Annotated in this window: 15 protein-coding genes and 1 pseudogene; 3 read left to right on the top strand and 13 right to left on the bottom strand. The window is 60.2% G+C overall.

The features are described from left to right. Positions 1–60: 60 nt before the first annotated feature. The gene (locus DXT88_RS10965) at positions 61–1560 is read left to right on the top strand and encodes a M81 family metallopeptidase (protein WP_265213348.1); all 1500 of its coding nucleotides are present in this window, start codon (positions 61–63) and stop codon (positions 1558–1560) included. Position 1561: 1 nt separating this feature from the next. On the opposite strand, the pseudogene DXT88_RS10960 reads toward DXT88_RS10965, so the two are convergent. Beyond that, positions 1562–1699, bottom strand: a pseudogene (locus tag DXT88_RS10960) (LLM class flavin-dependent oxidoreductase); the annotation flags it as partial. Positions 1700–1805: 106 nt separating this feature from the next. On the opposite strand from DXT88_RS10960, the gene DXT88_RS10955 reads away from it, so the two are divergent. Next, positions 1806–3095, top strand: coding sequence for an O-acetylhomoserine aminocarboxypropyltransferase/cysteine synthase family protein (locus tag DXT88_RS10955; protein WP_265213346.1), 1290 nt, complete (start codon positions 1806–1808; stop codon positions 3093–3095). 95 nt (positions 3096–3190) lie between these two features. Here the strand turns inward: DXT88_RS10955 and DXT88_RS10950 are convergent, their stop codons facing one another. The 4 genes from DXT88_RS10950 to DXT88_RS10935 all read right to left on the bottom strand — a co-directional run bounded on the left by DXT88_RS10950 (position 3191) and on the right by DXT88_RS10935 (position 7394). Then, positions 3191–4105, bottom strand: a complete 915-nt coding sequence (locus DXT88_RS10950) for an SPFH domain-containing protein (RefSeq protein WP_265213344.1) — start codon at positions 4103–4105, stop codon at positions 3191–3193. A gap of 10 nt (positions 4106–4115) precedes the next feature. Further along, positions 4116–4562: an NfeD family protein gene (locus tag DXT88_RS10945; RefSeq protein ID WP_265213342.1), complete on the bottom strand. Its 447-nt coding sequence runs from the start codon at positions 4560–4562 to the stop codon at positions 4116–4118. A 146-nt stretch (positions 4563–4708) separates the two neighbouring features. Beyond that, positions 4709–7075, bottom strand: coding sequence for a phosphoenolpyruvate synthase (gene ppsA / locus DXT88_RS10940; protein WP_016835434.1), 2367 nt, complete (start codon positions 7073–7075; stop codon positions 4709–4711). A gap of 10 nt (positions 7076–7085) precedes the next feature. Further along, positions 7086–7394 (bottom strand): hypothetical protein, encoded by a 309-nt coding sequence (locus tag DXT88_RS10935; RefSeq protein WP_083830994.1) that lies wholly within the window; start codon positions 7392–7394, stop codon positions 7086–7088. Positions 7395–7495: 101 nt separating this feature from the next. Between DXT88_RS10935 and ppsR the strand changes: the two genes are divergently transcribed. Further along, positions 7496–8350, top strand: coding sequence for a posphoenolpyruvate synthetase regulatory kinase/phosphorylase PpsR (gene ppsR / locus DXT88_RS10930; protein WP_029363761.1), 855 nt, complete (start codon positions 7496–7498; stop codon positions 8348–8350). A 27-nt stretch (positions 8351–8377) separates the two neighbouring features. Here ppsR and DXT88_RS10925 read toward each other — a convergent pair whose 3' ends face one another. From DXT88_RS10925 to DXT88_RS10890, 8 genes are all read right to left on the bottom strand, one after another. After that, positions 8378–8845 carry a DUF6314 family protein gene (locus DXT88_RS10925; RefSeq protein WP_265213337.1) on the bottom strand — a complete coding sequence of 156 codons (468 nt, stop codon included), beginning with the start codon at positions 8843–8845 and terminating at the stop codon, positions 8378–8380. Positions 8846–8852: 7 nt separating this feature from the next. Beyond that, positions 8853–9647: a TrmH family RNA methyltransferase gene (locus DXT88_RS10920; RefSeq protein ID WP_265213335.1), complete on the bottom strand. Its 795-nt coding sequence runs from the start codon at positions 9645–9647 to the stop codon at positions 8853–8855. Positions 9648–9658: 11 nt separating this feature from the next. Further along, positions 9659–10282: a ribonuclease HII gene (rnhB, locus tag DXT88_RS10915; RefSeq protein WP_265213333.1), complete on the bottom strand. Its 624-nt coding sequence runs from the start codon at positions 10280–10282 to the stop codon at positions 9659–9661. Between the two features lie 5 nt (positions 10283–10287). Beyond that, positions 10288–11469, bottom strand: coding sequence for a lipid-A-disaccharide synthase (gene lpxB / locus DXT88_RS10910; protein WP_265213331.1), 1182 nt, complete (start codon positions 11467–11469; stop codon positions 10288–10290). Continuing rightward, positions 11453–12241, bottom strand: coding sequence for an acyl-ACP--UDP-N-acetylglucosamine O-acyltransferase (lpxA, locus tag DXT88_RS10905; protein ID WP_265213329.1), 789 nt, complete (start codon positions 12239–12241; stop codon positions 11453–11455). Before lpxA ends, lpxB begins: the two co-directional genes overlap by 17 nt. Positions 12242–12244: 3 nt before the next feature. Next, positions 12245–12709 carry a 3-hydroxyacyl-ACP dehydratase FabZ gene (gene fabZ / locus DXT88_RS10900; protein WP_016835427.1) on the bottom strand — a complete coding sequence of 155 codons (465 nt, stop codon included), beginning with the start codon at positions 12707–12709 and terminating at the stop codon, positions 12245–12247. Then, on the bottom strand, positions 12702–13778 hold the full coding sequence (gene lpxD / locus DXT88_RS10895) for a UDP-3-O-(3-hydroxymyristoyl)glucosamine N-acyltransferase (RefSeq protein ID WP_265213328.1): 1077 nt from the start codon (positions 13776–13778) through the stop codon (positions 12702–12704). Before lpxD ends, fabZ begins: the two co-directional genes overlap by 8 nt. Before the next feature lie 118 nt (positions 13779–13896). After that, entirely contained in the window at positions 13897–14418 is a 522-nt protein-coding gene (locus DXT88_RS10890) for an OmpH family outer membrane protein (protein ID WP_265213325.1), read from the bottom strand. Positions 14419–14461: the final 43 nt, after the last annotated feature.

The following is a 14461-nucleotide window of genomic DNA, read 5'->3' as shown; positions in this document are numbered from 1 at the left end:
ATGCCTGAGTCGTCGTTTTAATCTTCGCTCCACGCGTTTTTATTATCAGGAAAGCATCGAATGCGCATCGCCATCGGCGGTTTCCAACACGAAACCAATACGTTCTCCCGCACGCCGACGACATGGACCGATTTTGCCACCGCCGACACCTGGCCCGGTCTGCTGGAGGGCGATGCATTGTTGCCCGAAATGAGCGCGGCGCCAGGTTCGGCACCGTCCAATATCCCCATGGCAGGCTTCATTGCGGCCGCCCGGCAAACGCCGCACACTTTGGTTCCAACTGTGTGGTGCGCAGCCGGGCCATCCGGTCGCGTCACGCGTGACGCCTTCGAACGCATCGCGGCCATGCTGGTCGACGGCATCGCACACGCCCGCCCGGATGCGGTCTACCTGGACTTGCATGGCGCCATGGCGGCCGAACATATCGACGATGCCGACGGAGAAATCCTGCAGCGCGTGCGCGCGATGATCGGTGAAGATGTTCCGATAGTCGCCAGCCTCGACCTGCATGCCAACGTCTCGCAAAAGATGATCGGCCACGCCGACGTGCTGGTCGCCTATCGCACTTACCCGCATGTGGACATGGCCGCTACCGGCGCGCGTGCCTTCAACTGGATCGAACGCCGACTGGCCGGAGCGCCGCGAGCGCATGTCGCCTGGCTGCGTGCGCCCTATCTGATTCCGATGTGCTGGCAATGCACCGACGATGCGCCCGCACGCGACTTGTATGCGTTGCTCGACCATGTCACTGCGGCAGGGGCGGACAGCGCCTCGTTCACGATGGGCTTTCCTGCGGCCGATGTCGAAAAATGCGGCCCTGCCGTCTGGGCCTACGGCGCATCGGCACAGTCGGCACGGGACGCAGCGCAAAGCTTGCTAGACGCCGTCAATGCAGCCGAATCACAATTCAACGGCGAGATATTCTCTGCGCAGGATGCGGTGACGCGCGCCATCACGATTGCCCGTCACAACGACGGCCCGGTGGTCATCGCCGACGCGCAGGACAATCCCGGCGCCGGCGGCAGCGCCGACACCACTTCGCTGCTCAAGGCCCTGATCGCCGCGCGCGCGAACAATGCCGTGCTCGGCTTGCTGGTCGATCCGCAAGCGGCACAACTCGTCCATGCGGCCGGTACGGGCGCGCGCCTGAATCTGTCGCTGGGAGGAAAATCGGGAATAGCGGGAGACTCGCCGCTGGAGGCGGAATTCCTGGTGGAGCGCTTGCACGGCGGCGACGTCGCCGCCACCGGCAGCGTCTTCAGCGGCTACCGGCTGACACTCGGTCCGAGCGCTCTGCTGGCGGTCGGCGGCGTGCGCGTGGTGGTCGTATCGAAACCGGTGCAACTGCTCGACCTGGAGCTGCTGCGATTCATCGGCATTGAGCCGTCAGAACAAGCGATCATCGCGGTCAAAAGTACAGTCCACTTCCGCGCCGACTTCGCACCCATTGCGAGCGACATTCTGATCTGCGCCGCGCCGGGGGCTTTCCCCCTCGATCCACGCCAACTGGCATGGACCAGACTGCCGGACTGGATGCGCAAGATGCCGGCAGCGCGGTAAATCACCTTCCGGAGAAGAACCTGTGCGCCGGCCGCGGCAAGCCGAGATTTTCACCCAGCGTCTTGCGCGCGTGTCCGTGACGGAAAATTCCACGCCGCGGCAGTTCCGGCACCACTTTGTCGACGAATGCATCGAGCCCGCCCGCACCGCATATGGATATGCAAAATGATTCGTTCGCTGCGCATCGGCGGCTGGTTAGAGTCATTTTTCCCTCTCACGTTATTCTTGACCTGCAGGAAGATCCGATGACACAAGCACCGCAATGGAAATTCGAAACCCTCTCCGTGCATGCCGGCTACACGCCTGACCCGACCACCAAGGCGGTGGCGGTGCCGATCTACCAGACGGTGGCGTTTGCCTTCGACGACACGCAGCATGGCGCCGACCTGTTCGACCTGAAGGTGCAAGGCAATATTTATTCACGCATCATGAATCCGACGCAGGACGTGCTGGAAAAACGCGTCGCGGCGCTGGAAGGCGGCATTGCTGCGCTGGCGGTGGCGTCGGGCCAGGCGGCGGTCACCTATGCCATCCAGACCATCGCCGAAGCCGGCGACAATATCGTCTCGGCCTCCACGCTGTACGGCGGCACCTACAACCTGTTCGCGCATACGCTGCCGCAGTTCGGCATCGAGACGCGCTTCGCCGATCCGCGCACGCCAGCCTCCTTCGAGCAGCACATCGATGCGCGCACCAAGGCGGTGTTCATCGAATCCATCGGCAATCCTCTCGGCAACATCACCGACATTGCCGCCATCGCCGAGATCGCCCATCGCCACGGCATCCCGCTGATCGTCGACAATACCGTCGCCACGCCCTATCTGCTCAGGCCGATCGAACATGGCGCCGACATCGTGGTGCACTCCTTGACGAAGTATCTGGGCGGCCACGGCACCAGCCTGGGCGGTGCGATTGTCGACTCCGGCAAGTTCCCGTGGGCAAAGCACAAGGAGCGCTTCAAGCGCCTCAACGAGCCCGACGTCAGCTACCACGGCGTGGTCTATACCGAAGCGCTGGGTGAAGCGGCTTACATCGGCCGCGCCCGCGTGGTCCCCTTGCGCAATACCGGAGCCGCGCTGTCGCCGTTCAACAGTTTCCAGATCCTGCAGGGCATTGAAACGTTGGCCTTGCGGCTCGACCGCATCACCTCCAACGCACTGACGGTGGCGCAGCACCTGAAAAAACATCCGAAGGTGAACTGGGTCAACTATGCCGGGCTTGAACATCATCCCGACCACGCCCTGGCGCAAAAATACTTCAAGGGCAAGCCGTCGGGCATCCTGACTTTTGGCGTCAAGGGCGGCCTCGCCGGCGGCGCAAAGTTCCAGGATGCGCTGCAACTGTTCACACGCCTGGTCAATATCGGCGACGCCAAATCGCTGGCCACGCATCCGGCCTCGACCACGCATCGCCAGCTCTCGCCGGCCGAACTGGTCAAAGCCGGCGTCACCGAAGACACCGTGCGCCTGTCGATTGGCATTGAGCATATCGACGATCTGATTGCAGATCTGGATCAGGCGCTTGCTGCGGTTTGATTGCATGATTGCTTTGCGATAGCCGTTAAAAAAGCCTGAAGATTTCTCTTCAGGCTTTTTTGATTCGACGTCGCCGTATCGGCTGAAGCCTTCGCTTATTTCCCCTGCGCCTTCACGACTTGCAGCGCGCTGGCAATCAGCGTGCTCATGTCGCTCAGGTTGGCTGGCACGATGATGGAATTGTTGGTCTTGGCCAGTTGCGAAAACGCCGCGACATATTGTTCCGCGACTTTCAGGTTGACCGCTTCTTCCCCGCCCGGCGACTGGATCGCCGCAGCCGTCTTGCGCAGCGCTTCGGCGCTGGCGTTGGCAATGGCGATGATGGCTGCGGCCTGGCCTTCGGCGCGGTTGATCGACGCCTGCTTTTCGCCTTCCGACTTGGCGATCGAGGCTTCGCGTTCGCCGGTGGCGATGTTGATCTGCTCCTGCTTGCGGCCTTCGGAAGCGGCGATCAGCGCGCGCTTTTCACGTTCGGCGGTGATCTGCGCCTGCATGGCATGAAGGATCTCCTTGGGCGGCGTCAGGTCCTTGATTTCGTAACGCAGCACCTTCACGCCCCAGTTCGCGGCCGACTCGTCAATGGCGCTGACGATGGCGGTGTTGATGTGATCACGCTCTTCGAAAGTCTTGTCGAGTTCCATCTTGCCGATCACGGAACGCAAGGTGGTTTGCGCCAACTGCGTGATCGCCGCGATGTAGTTCGACGAACCATAGGATGCACGCATCGGATCGGTGATCTGAAAGTACAGGATGCCGTCGACCTGCAGCTGCGTGTTGTCGCGCGTGATGCAGACTTGCGGCGGTACGTCGAGAGGAATTTCCTTGAGGACGTGCTTGTAGGCGACACGATCGATGAAAGGCACCACGATGTTCAGGCCCGGCCCGAGCGTCGCGTGGTATTTACCGAGGCGCTCGACCACCCAGGCATGCTGTTGAGGCACGACTTTGACGGTCTTGATGACAAAGATGATGGCAATGAAAAAAATGACCAGCGTCACGCTTCCGAACATGAATATTCTCCTAGTGTTGAGAGGCTTGGTGAGAGACGATCAGGCGGCTGCCCCGTACTTCCCGGATGATGAATTGTCCTGCTTGCACAGGGCTGCCCGCTGCGAGTTCGACGTCCCATTCCGCGCCGCGATAGCGGATGCGCGCAGTGTGGGTGCCGTCGAGGTCGTTCCAGTGATCGACGCTCACGCTTTGGCCGATGTCGAGGTTCACGTTGGGATCGTGCCCGGCGTCATTTTCATGCCTGCGACCGAAGCGGCTGCGCCGCAATGCGCCGATGGCGGCAAAGCCGATCGCCGCCGCCAGCAGCAACTGCCACTCCAATTTTCCACCCAACAGCGCGGCGACGCCGCCGGCGCCGAGACCGATCGCAATCATCAGCAAATAGAACGTGCCGGTAAAGAGTTCCACGCCGATTGCCACGCCGGCCGCTACGAACCATATCGCCCAGTCCATCATGTCCTTGTTCCTTTTCTGAATGCTGCAAAAACTGCTGCAGACCTGCTTATCGGCAAGACTGTAACAGCCTATTCGCAAAAAGCAAAAACGCGGGCCCGAAGCCCGCGTTTTTGTTGAAGCAAATAAGCCGAAATAACGAAGCTTGCTTATTTTCCAGCGTGGCTGGCGGCCAGTTTTTGCCAGGTGTCGATCACCGAATCAGGATTCAGCGAGATCGATTCGATACCTTGCTTCATCAGCCATTCCGCGAAATCCGGATGGTCCGAAGGACCCTGGCCGCAGATGCCGACGTATTTGCCCTTGGCGAGGCAAGTCGAGATGACCTTGGTCAGCAAGGCTTGCAAGGCCGGATCGCGCTCGTCGAAATCAGCTGCCAGCAACTCCATGCCGGAGTCGCGGTCCAGGCCCAATGTCAGCTGCGTCAGATCGTTGGAGCCGATCGAGAAGCCGTCGAAGTGTTCGAGGAACTCTTCCGCCAGAATCGCGTTGGAAGGCACTTCGCACATCATGATGACGCGCAGGCCGTTTTCGCCGCGCTTGAGGCCGTTCTTGCCGAGCAGGCCGATGACCTTCTCCGCCTGGCCCAGGGTACGGACGAACGGCACCATGATCTCGACGTTGGTCAGGCCCATGTCGTTGCGCACGCGCTTCATGGCCTGGCATTCCATTTCGAATGCTTCAGCAAAATCGGCCGACAGGTAACGTGCAGCGCCGCGGAAGCCCAGCATCGGATTTTCTTCGTCCGGCTCATAGCGCGAACCGCCGATCAGCTTCTTGTACTCATTCGACTTGAAGTCGGACAGGCGCACGATGACCGGCTTGGGCCAGAATGCCGCCGCGATGGTGGCGATGCCTTCGGCCAGCTTGTCGACATAGAAGGCCTTCGGCGACGCATGGCCGCGGGCGACCGACTCGACGGCCTTCTTCAGGTCGGCGTCGATGTTCGGGTATTCCAGGATCGCGCGTGGATGCACGCCGATATTGTTGTTGATGATGAATTCCAGACGCGCCAGACCGACGCCGCCGTTCGGGATCGACTGGAAGTCGAACGCCAGTTGGGGGTTGCCGACGTTCATCATGATCTTCAACGGAATCGACGGCAATTCGCCGCGTGCGACTTCGGTGATTTCGGTTTCCAGCAGGCCGTCGTAGATCTTGCCTTCATCGCCTTCGGCGCAGGAAACGGTGACCAGCGTGCCGTCCTTGAGCACGTCGGTGGCGTCGCCGCAACCGACCACTGCCGGCACGCCCAGTTCACGCGCGATGATCGCTGCGTGACAGGTGCGGCCGCCGCGATTGGTGACGATCGCTGCAGCGCGCTTCATGACCGGTTCCCAGTTCGGATCGGTCATGTCGGCCACCAGCACGTCGCCTGGCTGGACGCGTTCCATTTCGGCGGCATCGCGAATCACGCGCACCGGACCGGCGCCGATCTTCTGGCCGATGGCGCGCCCGGTTGCCAGCACTGTGCTGGAACCCTTGAGTTTGAAACGCTGCTGCGCGTCGGTCGCCTTTTGCTGCGACTTCACGGTTTCCGGACGCGCTTGCAGGATGTACAGCTTGCCGTCGCGGCCATCCTTGCCCCATTCGATGTCCATCGGACGCTCGTAGTGCTTCTCGATGATGGTGGCGTATTTGGCCAGTTCGACGATTTCGGCGTCGTTGAGCGAATAGCGATTGCGCATTTCGACCGGCACGTCGACGGTCTTGACCGAGCGGCCGGCTTTGGCTTCACCGGTGAATTCCATCTTGATCAGCTTGGAGCCGATGTTGCGGCGGATGATTGGCAGCTTGCCTTGTTCCAGCATCGGCTTGTGGACGTAGAACTCGTCCGGATTGACCGCGCCCTGCACCACTGTTTCGCCCAGGCCGTAGCTGGAAGTGATGAAGACCACGTCCTTGAAGCCCGATTCGGTGTCGATGGTGAACATGACGCCGGCGGCGCCGACGTCGGAACGGACCATGCGCTGCACGCCGGCAGACAATGCGACTTCGGCGTGGGTGAAGCCCTTGTGGACGCGGTACGAGATCGCACGGTCGTTGTACAGCGACGCGAACACATGCTTCATCGCTTCGAGCACGTTGTCGATGCCGACCACATTGAGGAAGGTTTCCTGCTGGCCGGCAAAGGAGGCGTCAGGCAAATCCTCGGCAGTCGCGGACGAACGCACGGCGAACGACATCTCCGCAGTGGAGTCAGCAACCAGTTTGTCGTAGAAGGATTTGATCTGCTGTTCCAGCGCAGGCTGGAAAGGCGTGTCGATAATCCATTGACGAATCTCCGCACCGGCTTGCGCCAATGCACGCACATCTTCGATGTCCAGCGTAACGAGACGATCCGCAATGCGTTGGGCCAGCGTTGCGCCGCCATTTGCACTGTGTTCCAGAAAGTCGCGGAAAGCCTGTGCGGTCGTGGCAAAGCCACCTGGCACGCGGACTCCGGCACCGGCCAGCTGGCTGATCATTTCACCCAGCGACGCGTTCTTGCCGCCGACGGACTCGACATCCGTCATGCGAAGATTTTCAAAGGAGACTACGTATGCGGCCCCCTGGGCAGAACCCATGTTTACTGCGTTGGACATAACAACCTCTAGTTTGATGATGGGAAATCTTCGCGGCGCCGGCGATCGTCATTTGTTCTTTGTTATTTTGGGACGAAGGCGACATAATTGGTGCAAGTGCTGAAGCAAGTGCCGGACCAACTGCAGGTACTGCGGCACGGCTCATGAGGTGCATGACGTGATGCAAACGGCGCGCGGCAGTTCCGAAGGTGTTTGCAAAGGCAAACATCCAGATGGTTTCGGTCAACTTGCGCAGCACGTTCAGGGTCATTTTGAGCTAGCTTCTCAATCTGTTGCATGGCATTTTACAGGGTAGCCGGCTTTTTTTTCATCCCCCCTCTTATTTTTTATTGTTTTCTCTTTAACAACACTATGCTCGATCTTGCCCCGTCTTCCCACCCGGTCCCCTTGCCGCCCGCCAACCGCACGGTGTTCTTCGTTTCCGACGGCACCGGCATTACGGCGGAAACGCTGGGCCACTCCGTCCTCAGCCAGTTCGAGCTGCGCTTCAAGCAAGTGCGGCTGCCGTTCGTCGATACGCTGGACAAGGCCTACGACGCCACGCGCCGCATCAATGAAGTGGCCGAAGTCGACGGCAAGGCGCCGATCGTGTTTTCAACGCTGGTGAAAGCCGATCTGTCGGCGGTCATCCGCCAGTCGCGGGCGATGCACATGGACTTGTTCCAGACGTTCGTCGAACCGCTGGAGCAGGAACTCGGCGTCAAGTCGACCCACACCATCGGCCGCAGCCACAACACGGCCGATTCGGAAGAGTACAAGAACCGCATCGAGGCGATCAATTTCTCGCTGGCGCATGACGACGGCCAGTCCAACAAGAATCTGGCCAGCGCCGACGTCATCCTGGTCGGCGTGTCGCGTTCAGGCAAGACCCCGACCAGCCTGTATCTGGCGATGCAATACGGCATCAAGGCGGCCAACTACCCGCTGATTCCGGAAGACTTTGAACGCGACAAGCTGCCGAGCGGGCTGGTGAATTTCAAGAAGAAGATCTTCGGCCTGACCATCGCCGCCGAACGCTTGTCCGAAGTGCGCAATGAGCGCCGCCCCGGCAGCAAATACGCCGCCATCGAAAACTGCCGTTATGAAATCAATGAAGCAGAAAAGATGATGCGCCGCGAAGGCATCCGCTGGATGTCGTCGACAGCCAAGTCGATCGAAGAAATCGCCGCCACCATCCTGCAGGAAATCAAGCCGGAGACGCGCTGATCTTCACATCAGCATGCCATATGCAAACTAGCCGGGCTGTCTGGTGAAACGCGTGTGTACCAGATAATCCTTGTGCGGGCCGTCTATGCGCGTGCGCAATTCGAACTGTTCATCGTCAATCAACTGATAGCTGCCGTCGTAGCGGTCGAGAATGCAGAGATGCGTCTCGACCGGCAGCAAAGCCTGTTTCACCGCGTCATAGCGATAGCTCTGGTAAGCCTGTCCGGCCTGCATGCCGTCGGCAAACACCACGTGCACAACATCGCTTGCAACCTCGTAGTCGAAGCGCCGCGAAAAGGCGACCACGCGCTGATCGGCGGCCAGCCGCAATTGTCCCGATTCCTTGTAATGCAACAGAGACGTGCCGGCTCCCGGCAAGAACTCGGCCGCGCCTTCGGCTTCGCCGATCAGAACGTCGTCGGCGCCGAACATTGCTCGCAGGAAATTCCAGCGTCCGCTGAAATAGGCATAGAGATCCGGCGACGGGAAGTTCATCGCCAACTCAGGAAGCGTTGCCCTGCTTTTGCCGGACCTGCTCAAAGAAACATACCGCTGCGGCGGCAGCGACGTTGAGCGACTCCATCTCGCCGAGATGCGGAATCACGACCTTATCGCTGGCTGCGTCGAGCAAGTCGTCGGCGACACCCTGCCCTTCATGGCCGAACAGCCAGGCGACAGCCTGCGTGAGGTCGGTTTGATAGATGTTCTTTTGCGCGTAGGAACTGGTCGCCAATACGGGAATTGCACTGCCCTTGCACAGGCTCAGCAGATCGGCATTCTCGAATATCTCCAGTTGGAAATGCGCTCCCATACCGGCGCGCAAGACTTTGGGAGACCACGCTGCGGCGGTGCCTGCCGAGCAGAACACCTGGCCGATACCTGCCGCCGCGGCGCTGCGCAGGATGGAGCCCAGATTGCCGGGATCCTGCAGGCCGTCGAGCAACACGGCAGACGTTGTCAGCGCCGTGGGCGCGGACGGCTGCGGCGTGGCAATCACCAGCAATAATCCAACACCGTTTTCGACCTGGCTGGCCGCCTGGTACAGCGCATCGGTCAGGCAAATGCACTGACTGCCTGCGGCTTCGCACTGCGCCAGCAGCGGCGCCACCTCAGCGTGATGCAGCGCGCTCTCGGCGACGATGCAGAACGCGGGCTTGCCTGCTCCCTGCAAATAAGCTTGCGCCAGGTGCACGCCGTCGAGCAGGCTGCGACCGGCCTTGCGTCGCGCCTGTGCGCTGGTGGCGAGCTGCTTGAGTTCCTTGTACAGCGGGTTGTCGCGCGAGGAAATCGTTTTCATCGTGACGCCCTTCAGCCGGCGTTCAACAAGGCGCGCACCGGCGCGTACGACTTGCGATGCACCGGCGAGACGCCGTGCAGCTGCAAGCGCTCCAGATGCAATGCAGTTGGATAGCCCTTGTGTTGATCGAAGGCGTAATTCGGATACTGTGCGTGCAGCACCAGCAAGGCGGCGTCGCGTGCGGTCTTCGCAAGGATGGATGCCGCCGAGATCGCCGGCACCTTGTCGTCACCCTTGATGATGGCTTCCGAACGTATCGCCATCACCGGACAGCGATTGCCGTCGATCAGCGCCAGCGTGGGGATGGTCTTGAGCGCCTCGACCGCGCGGCGCATGGCCAGCATGCTGGCGTGGAGGATATTGAGCTGGTCGATTTCATTTTCCGAGCATTCTGCAATTGCCCAGGCGATGGCGCGATCCTTGATTTCAAGCGCAAGCGCATCGCGGCTGGCCTCGGACAACTTCTTGGAGTCACGCAGACCGACTATCGGCCGCGCCGGATCGAGAATGACTGCGGCGGCGAATACCGGTCCCGCCAACGGTCCACGCCCTGCTTCGTCAACGCCGCAAATGATCTCGCCGACATAGTTGTCGAACGCAAACAGGGACAGATTCAGATCTTGTTTCTTCGCCATGACTTTCAGCTTCCTGGTGCAAATCGCGCACGCTGCCGATCCAGCAAGGCGCATACCGCCTGAGCGCTGGCGTTGGCGGTATCGCGCAGCAAGGTGTGGTGCATGTCGGTAAAACGCTGGCGCAGGTTGCGGCAATGCACAGGATCGTCAAGCTGCTTCCACAACGCATCGGCCAGCGCCTGTGGCGTGGCGGCATCCTGCAGCAATTCCGGCACGACGAATTCTCGCGCCAGGATATTCGGCAAGCCAACCCAGGGTTGGTAGTTCATGTGGCGCATGATCGCATAGGAAGCGCGCATCATCTTGTAGGCGATGACCATCGGTTTCTTGTATAAGGCCACTTCCAGCGATGCCGTACCGGAAGCGACCAGTACTGCGTCGGCTGCTTCCATGGCCGCATGCGATTGGCCGCTGACGACGTGGATGCCAAGATCAACAGCGCCGGTCTCGGTAATCAATTGTTCGAAATACGCGCGCTGCTTGTCACCCGCCATCGGCGCCACGAACTGCAATTGCGGCTCGCGCTGGCGCAACAATCTGGCCGCGCCAAGGAAACTGACGGTGTTGTACTTGAGTTCGGACATGCGGCTGCCCGGCAGGATCGCCACGATGCGACGGCCTTGCTGCAAGCCGAGCGCGGCACGCGCACCGGCCTGATCGGGTTCCATCGGGATGATTTCCGCCAACGGATGGCCGACGTAGGTCACCGGCACGCCGGCCTTGCGGTAAATCTCTTCCTCGAACGGGAAGATCACCAGCATGTGCGACACCGCGCGCGCGATTTTCTTGATGCGTCCCCCGCGCCAGGCCCAGATCTGCGGACCGATGAAATGCATGGTGGGGATGCCTGCATCGCGCAGTTGCTGCTCGAGGCCGAGGTTGAAACCGGGATAGTCGATGCCGATGAATACGGACGGCCGTTCGGCCAGCAACTGGTCGCGCAGCGTATTTTGTATGCCCTTGAGTTCGCGATAACGCGGCACCACTTCGAACAGGCCGCGCACGGTCAATTTGTCCATCGGCCAGTCGCTCACGAAGCCATGCTCCGCCATATGCGGTCCGCCGATGCCATGCAGGCGTGCATCCGGTAGGCGCGGACGCAAGCCGGACAGCAAACGGCTCGCCAACAGGTCGCCCGAACTTTCGCCGGCGACCATGGCGATGGAGATGTTATCGGATGATGCCACGAGAGGACGAGGCAATGAATTCGCGCATCAGGCGGATGTGAGCGGCGGACTCGGGGGAATTTTCTTCTTGCTGCTGCAACGCTTGCCTGGCCTCTTCCAGCGGCAGGCCGGAACGATAGACCGCTTTGTACGCGCGCTTGATCGCAGCGATCTGTTCGGGCGTGAAACCTCGGCGTTTCAGGCCTTCGCTGTTGATGCCGGCCGGCACGGCACGGTTACCGGCAGCCGTCACGAATGGTGGAACGTCCTGGCTCACGGCAGCGGTAAACGCCGTCATGGCGTGTGCGCCGATCTTGCAGAACTGGTGCACCGACGTAAAACCGCCGAGGAACACCCAGTCGCCCAGATGGACGTGTCCGGCCAGGGTGGCATTGTTGGCCAGGATGATGTCGTTGCCCAACTGGCAATCATGCGCAATGTGCACGTACGCCATGATCCAGTTGTCATCGCCAAGGCGGGTGACACCGGCATCCTGGGTGGTGCCCAGGTTGAAGGTGACGAATTCACGGATGGTGTTGCGGTCGCCGATCTCAAGGCGGGTCGGTTCGCCGGCGTATTTCTTGTCCTGCGGCGCAGCGCCGAGGGAGCCGAACTGGAAGATCTGATTGTCGCGGCCAATGGTCGTATGGCCTTCGATCACCACGTGCGGGCCGACTTTGGTGCCGGCGCCGATGCGCACATTGGCGCCGATGACCGAGTAGGCGCCAACCTCAACCGACGAGTCGAGCTGCGCGCCCGACTCGATGACAGCGGTAGGATGAATACGCGACATGAATCAGCCTGCCTGGCTGGCGTCGTTGGCGTTACGCATGGTGCACATCAGGTCGCCTTCGACCGCTACCTGGCCGTCGACGGTCGCAACCGCTTTGTATTTCCAGATGCCGCGGGCGCGACGGGTGATTTCCACGTGCATCTTCAACTGGTCGCCCGGCTCCACCGGACGCTTGAAACGCGCATTGTCGATACCGACGAAATACACCACGGTGCTGGCGTCCGGCTTGCGGCCTTCGGTCAGGAACGACAGCAGCGCGGCAGTCTGCGCCAGCGCTTCGATCATCAGCACGCCCGGCATCACCGGCTTGTGCGGGAAGTGGCCGTTGAAGAACTCTTCATTCACGGTCACGTTCTTGATGGCGGTAATGTCCTTGCCGCTTTCCCATTCGAGGACGCGGTCCACCAGCAACATCGGATAACGGTGCGGGAGATATTCTTTGATTTGATTGATGTCGAGGCTAGTCATTTTTTTGCTCAGTATTTTGCGCAGTAAGCTGCTCTGTAAGCGATTTGATCGTTTTTTCCAACGCACGGATTTTCTCACGCATTGTGCCCAGATTGCGCACAAATGCTGCTGATTTTTCCCATTCTCCGTGCTTGGCGATGGGATAGAAGCCGGTATATTGTCCCGGCTCCTGAATGGAACGCAATGCCAGCGTGCCGGCCGACACATGCACCCTGTCAGCAATGGTGATGTGACCGTGGATCATGGCTGCGCCGCCGATCGAGCAATATTTGCCGATTTTGGCGCTGCCGGCGATGCCTGCGCAAGCCGCGATCGCTGTATGCGCGCCGATATGGCAGTTATGTGCAATCTGGATCTGGTTGTCGAGCTTGACGCCGTCTTCCAGTACCGTGTCGGACAAGGCGCCGCGGTCGATGGTGGTATTGGCGCCGATTTCGACGTCGTTGCCGATCACCACTCTGCCCACTTGCGGAATCTTGACCCAGATGCCGCTCTCGTTGGCGAAGCCGAAACCGTCCGCGCCAATGACGACGCCGGAATGGACAATGCCGCGTTCGCCGATTTCACACCCGGAGTGGAAAGTCACGCGCGCGTAGAAATGCGTATCCGCGCCGATGTGCGCATTGCGTCCGATATAGCTGCCCGCGTCGATAACCGCGCGCTCACCGATGACGGCGCCGGCTTCAATGACGACCTGCGGACCGATGGTGGCGCTCGCCGCCACTTGGGCGCTGGGGTCGACACAGGCGCTGGCGTGGATGCCGGCCGCAACCGGAATCGCTGCCTGCGCGGCAAACAGCTGAGCGGCCTTGGCGAAATAGGCATACGGGTTTTTGGTGACGATGCGCGCGCCCTGATAGGCGGCAACGGCTTCATCATCCGCTTCGGACAAAATCAGCGCCGCAGCTTGCGTCTGTTCTGCCTGTGAACGAAACCTGGGATTGGAGAGGAACGTCATGTGCGACGATGTCGCGGCGTCCAGAGGAGCAATACCGCCGACCTCGATCTGCGCATTGCCTTTGAGCTGGCCACCCAAGCGTTCGACCAACTGTCCTAGCCGAATACTCATGCTGGCCTTCGTAGATTATTCCGTTACCTGCTCAGGCAACGCAGATTGAATATTTCTTCTCGGAACAATCTGCGCGCCTGGGGTGAACATGTGATGAATGGTATTGCTTGCGACAGGATTACTTCGACAGTTCTTTCAGCACCTTGTCGGTGATGTCGATGCGCTTGCTGGCATAGACCGCTTCCTGGAACACGATGTCGTATTTTTCTGCTTCAGCGATCTGACGGATCACCTTGTTCGTGCGCTCCAGAACCACCGACAATTCTTCGTTGCGGCGCTGGTTCAGGTCTTCGCGGAATTCACGTTGCTTGCGCTGGAATTCCTTGTCGAGATCGCTCAGGTCGCGCTGGCGTTTTGCACGGTCCGACTCCGACAGCACTGCAGCGTCCTTGTCGAGCTTGTCGGACTGTGCCTTCAGGCGTGCAGCCATGTCTGCGATGTCTTTTTCGCGTTTGGCGAATTCGGCTTCGAGTTTCGTTTGCGCAGCCTTGGCAGGCGTCGCTTCGCGGAAAATGCGCTCGGTGCTGACAAACGCGATTTTCGATTCCTGAGCATGGACGTTTGCAAACGACAGCATGCCGACGGCCAGTGTCGCGGCCTGCATCGACAACAATGATTTAGTAATAAACTTCAAGGTCATTCTCCGTAATACAGATTTCAATTATGCCACCGACTGATCTTGC

The sequence above is a fragment of the Herbaspirillum lusitanum genome (assembly GCF_026127345.1).
GTDB classification, from domain to species: Bacteria; Pseudomonadota; Gammaproteobacteria; order Burkholderiales; family Burkholderiaceae_D; genus Herbaspirillum; species Herbaspirillum lusitanum.
The sequence above is the reverse complement of the archived record's forward strand: the minus strand, read 5'-3'. Positions and strand labels throughout refer to the sequence as shown.

Coding starts and splice junctions, on each gene's coding strand:
- lpxD (WP_265213328.1), bottom strand. CDS start 13,778: ATGAGTATTCGGCTAGGACAGTTGGTCGAACGCTTGGGTGGCCAGCTC.
- DXT88_RS10920 (WP_265213335.1), bottom strand. CDS start 9,647: ATGAAAACGATTTCCTCGCGCGACAACCCGCTGTACAAGGAACTCAAG.
- DXT88_RS10945 (WP_265213342.1), bottom strand. CDS start 4,562: ATGATGGACTGGGCGATATGGTTCGTAGCGGCCGGCGTGGCAATCGGC.
- DXT88_RS10955 (WP_265213346.1), top strand. CDS start 1,806: ATGACACAAGCACCGCAATGGAAATTCGAAACCCTCTCCGTGCATGCC.
- DXT88_RS10890 (WP_265213325.1), bottom strand. CDS start 14,418: ATGACCTTGAAGTTTATTACTAAATCATTGTTGTCGATGCAGGCCGCG.
- rnhB (WP_265213333.1), bottom strand. CDS start 10,282: ATGGCGAAGAAACAAGATCTGAATCTGTCCCTGTTTGCGTTCGACAAC.
- lpxA (WP_265213329.1), bottom strand. CDS start 12,241: ATGTCGCGTATTCATCCTACCGCTGTCATCGAGTCGGGCGCGCAGCTC.
- DXT88_RS10935 (WP_083830994.1), bottom strand. CDS start 7,394: ATGACCCTGAACGTGCTGCGCAAGTTGACCGAAACCATCTGGATGTTT.
- DXT88_RS10950 (WP_265213344.1), bottom strand. CDS start 4,105: ATGTTCGGAAGCGTGACGCTGGTCATTTTTTTCATTGCCATCATCTTT.
- ppsR (WP_029363761.1), top strand. CDS start 7,496: ATGCTCGATCTTGCCCCGTCTTCCCACCCGGTCCCCTTGCCGCCCGCC.
- fabZ (WP_016835427.1), bottom strand. CDS start 12,709: ATGACTAGCCTCGACATCAATCAAATCAAAGAATATCTCCCGCACCGT.
- DXT88_RS10965 (WP_265213348.1), top strand. CDS start 61: ATGCGCATCGCCATCGGCGGTTTCCAACACGAAACCAATACGTTCTCC.
- DXT88_RS10925 (WP_265213337.1), bottom strand. CDS start 8,845: ATGAACTTCCCGTCGCCGGATCTCTATGCCTATTTCAGCGGACGCTGG.
- ppsA (WP_016835434.1), bottom strand. CDS start 7,075: ATGACGGATGTCGAGTCCGTCGGCGGCAAGAACGCGTCGCTGGGTGAA.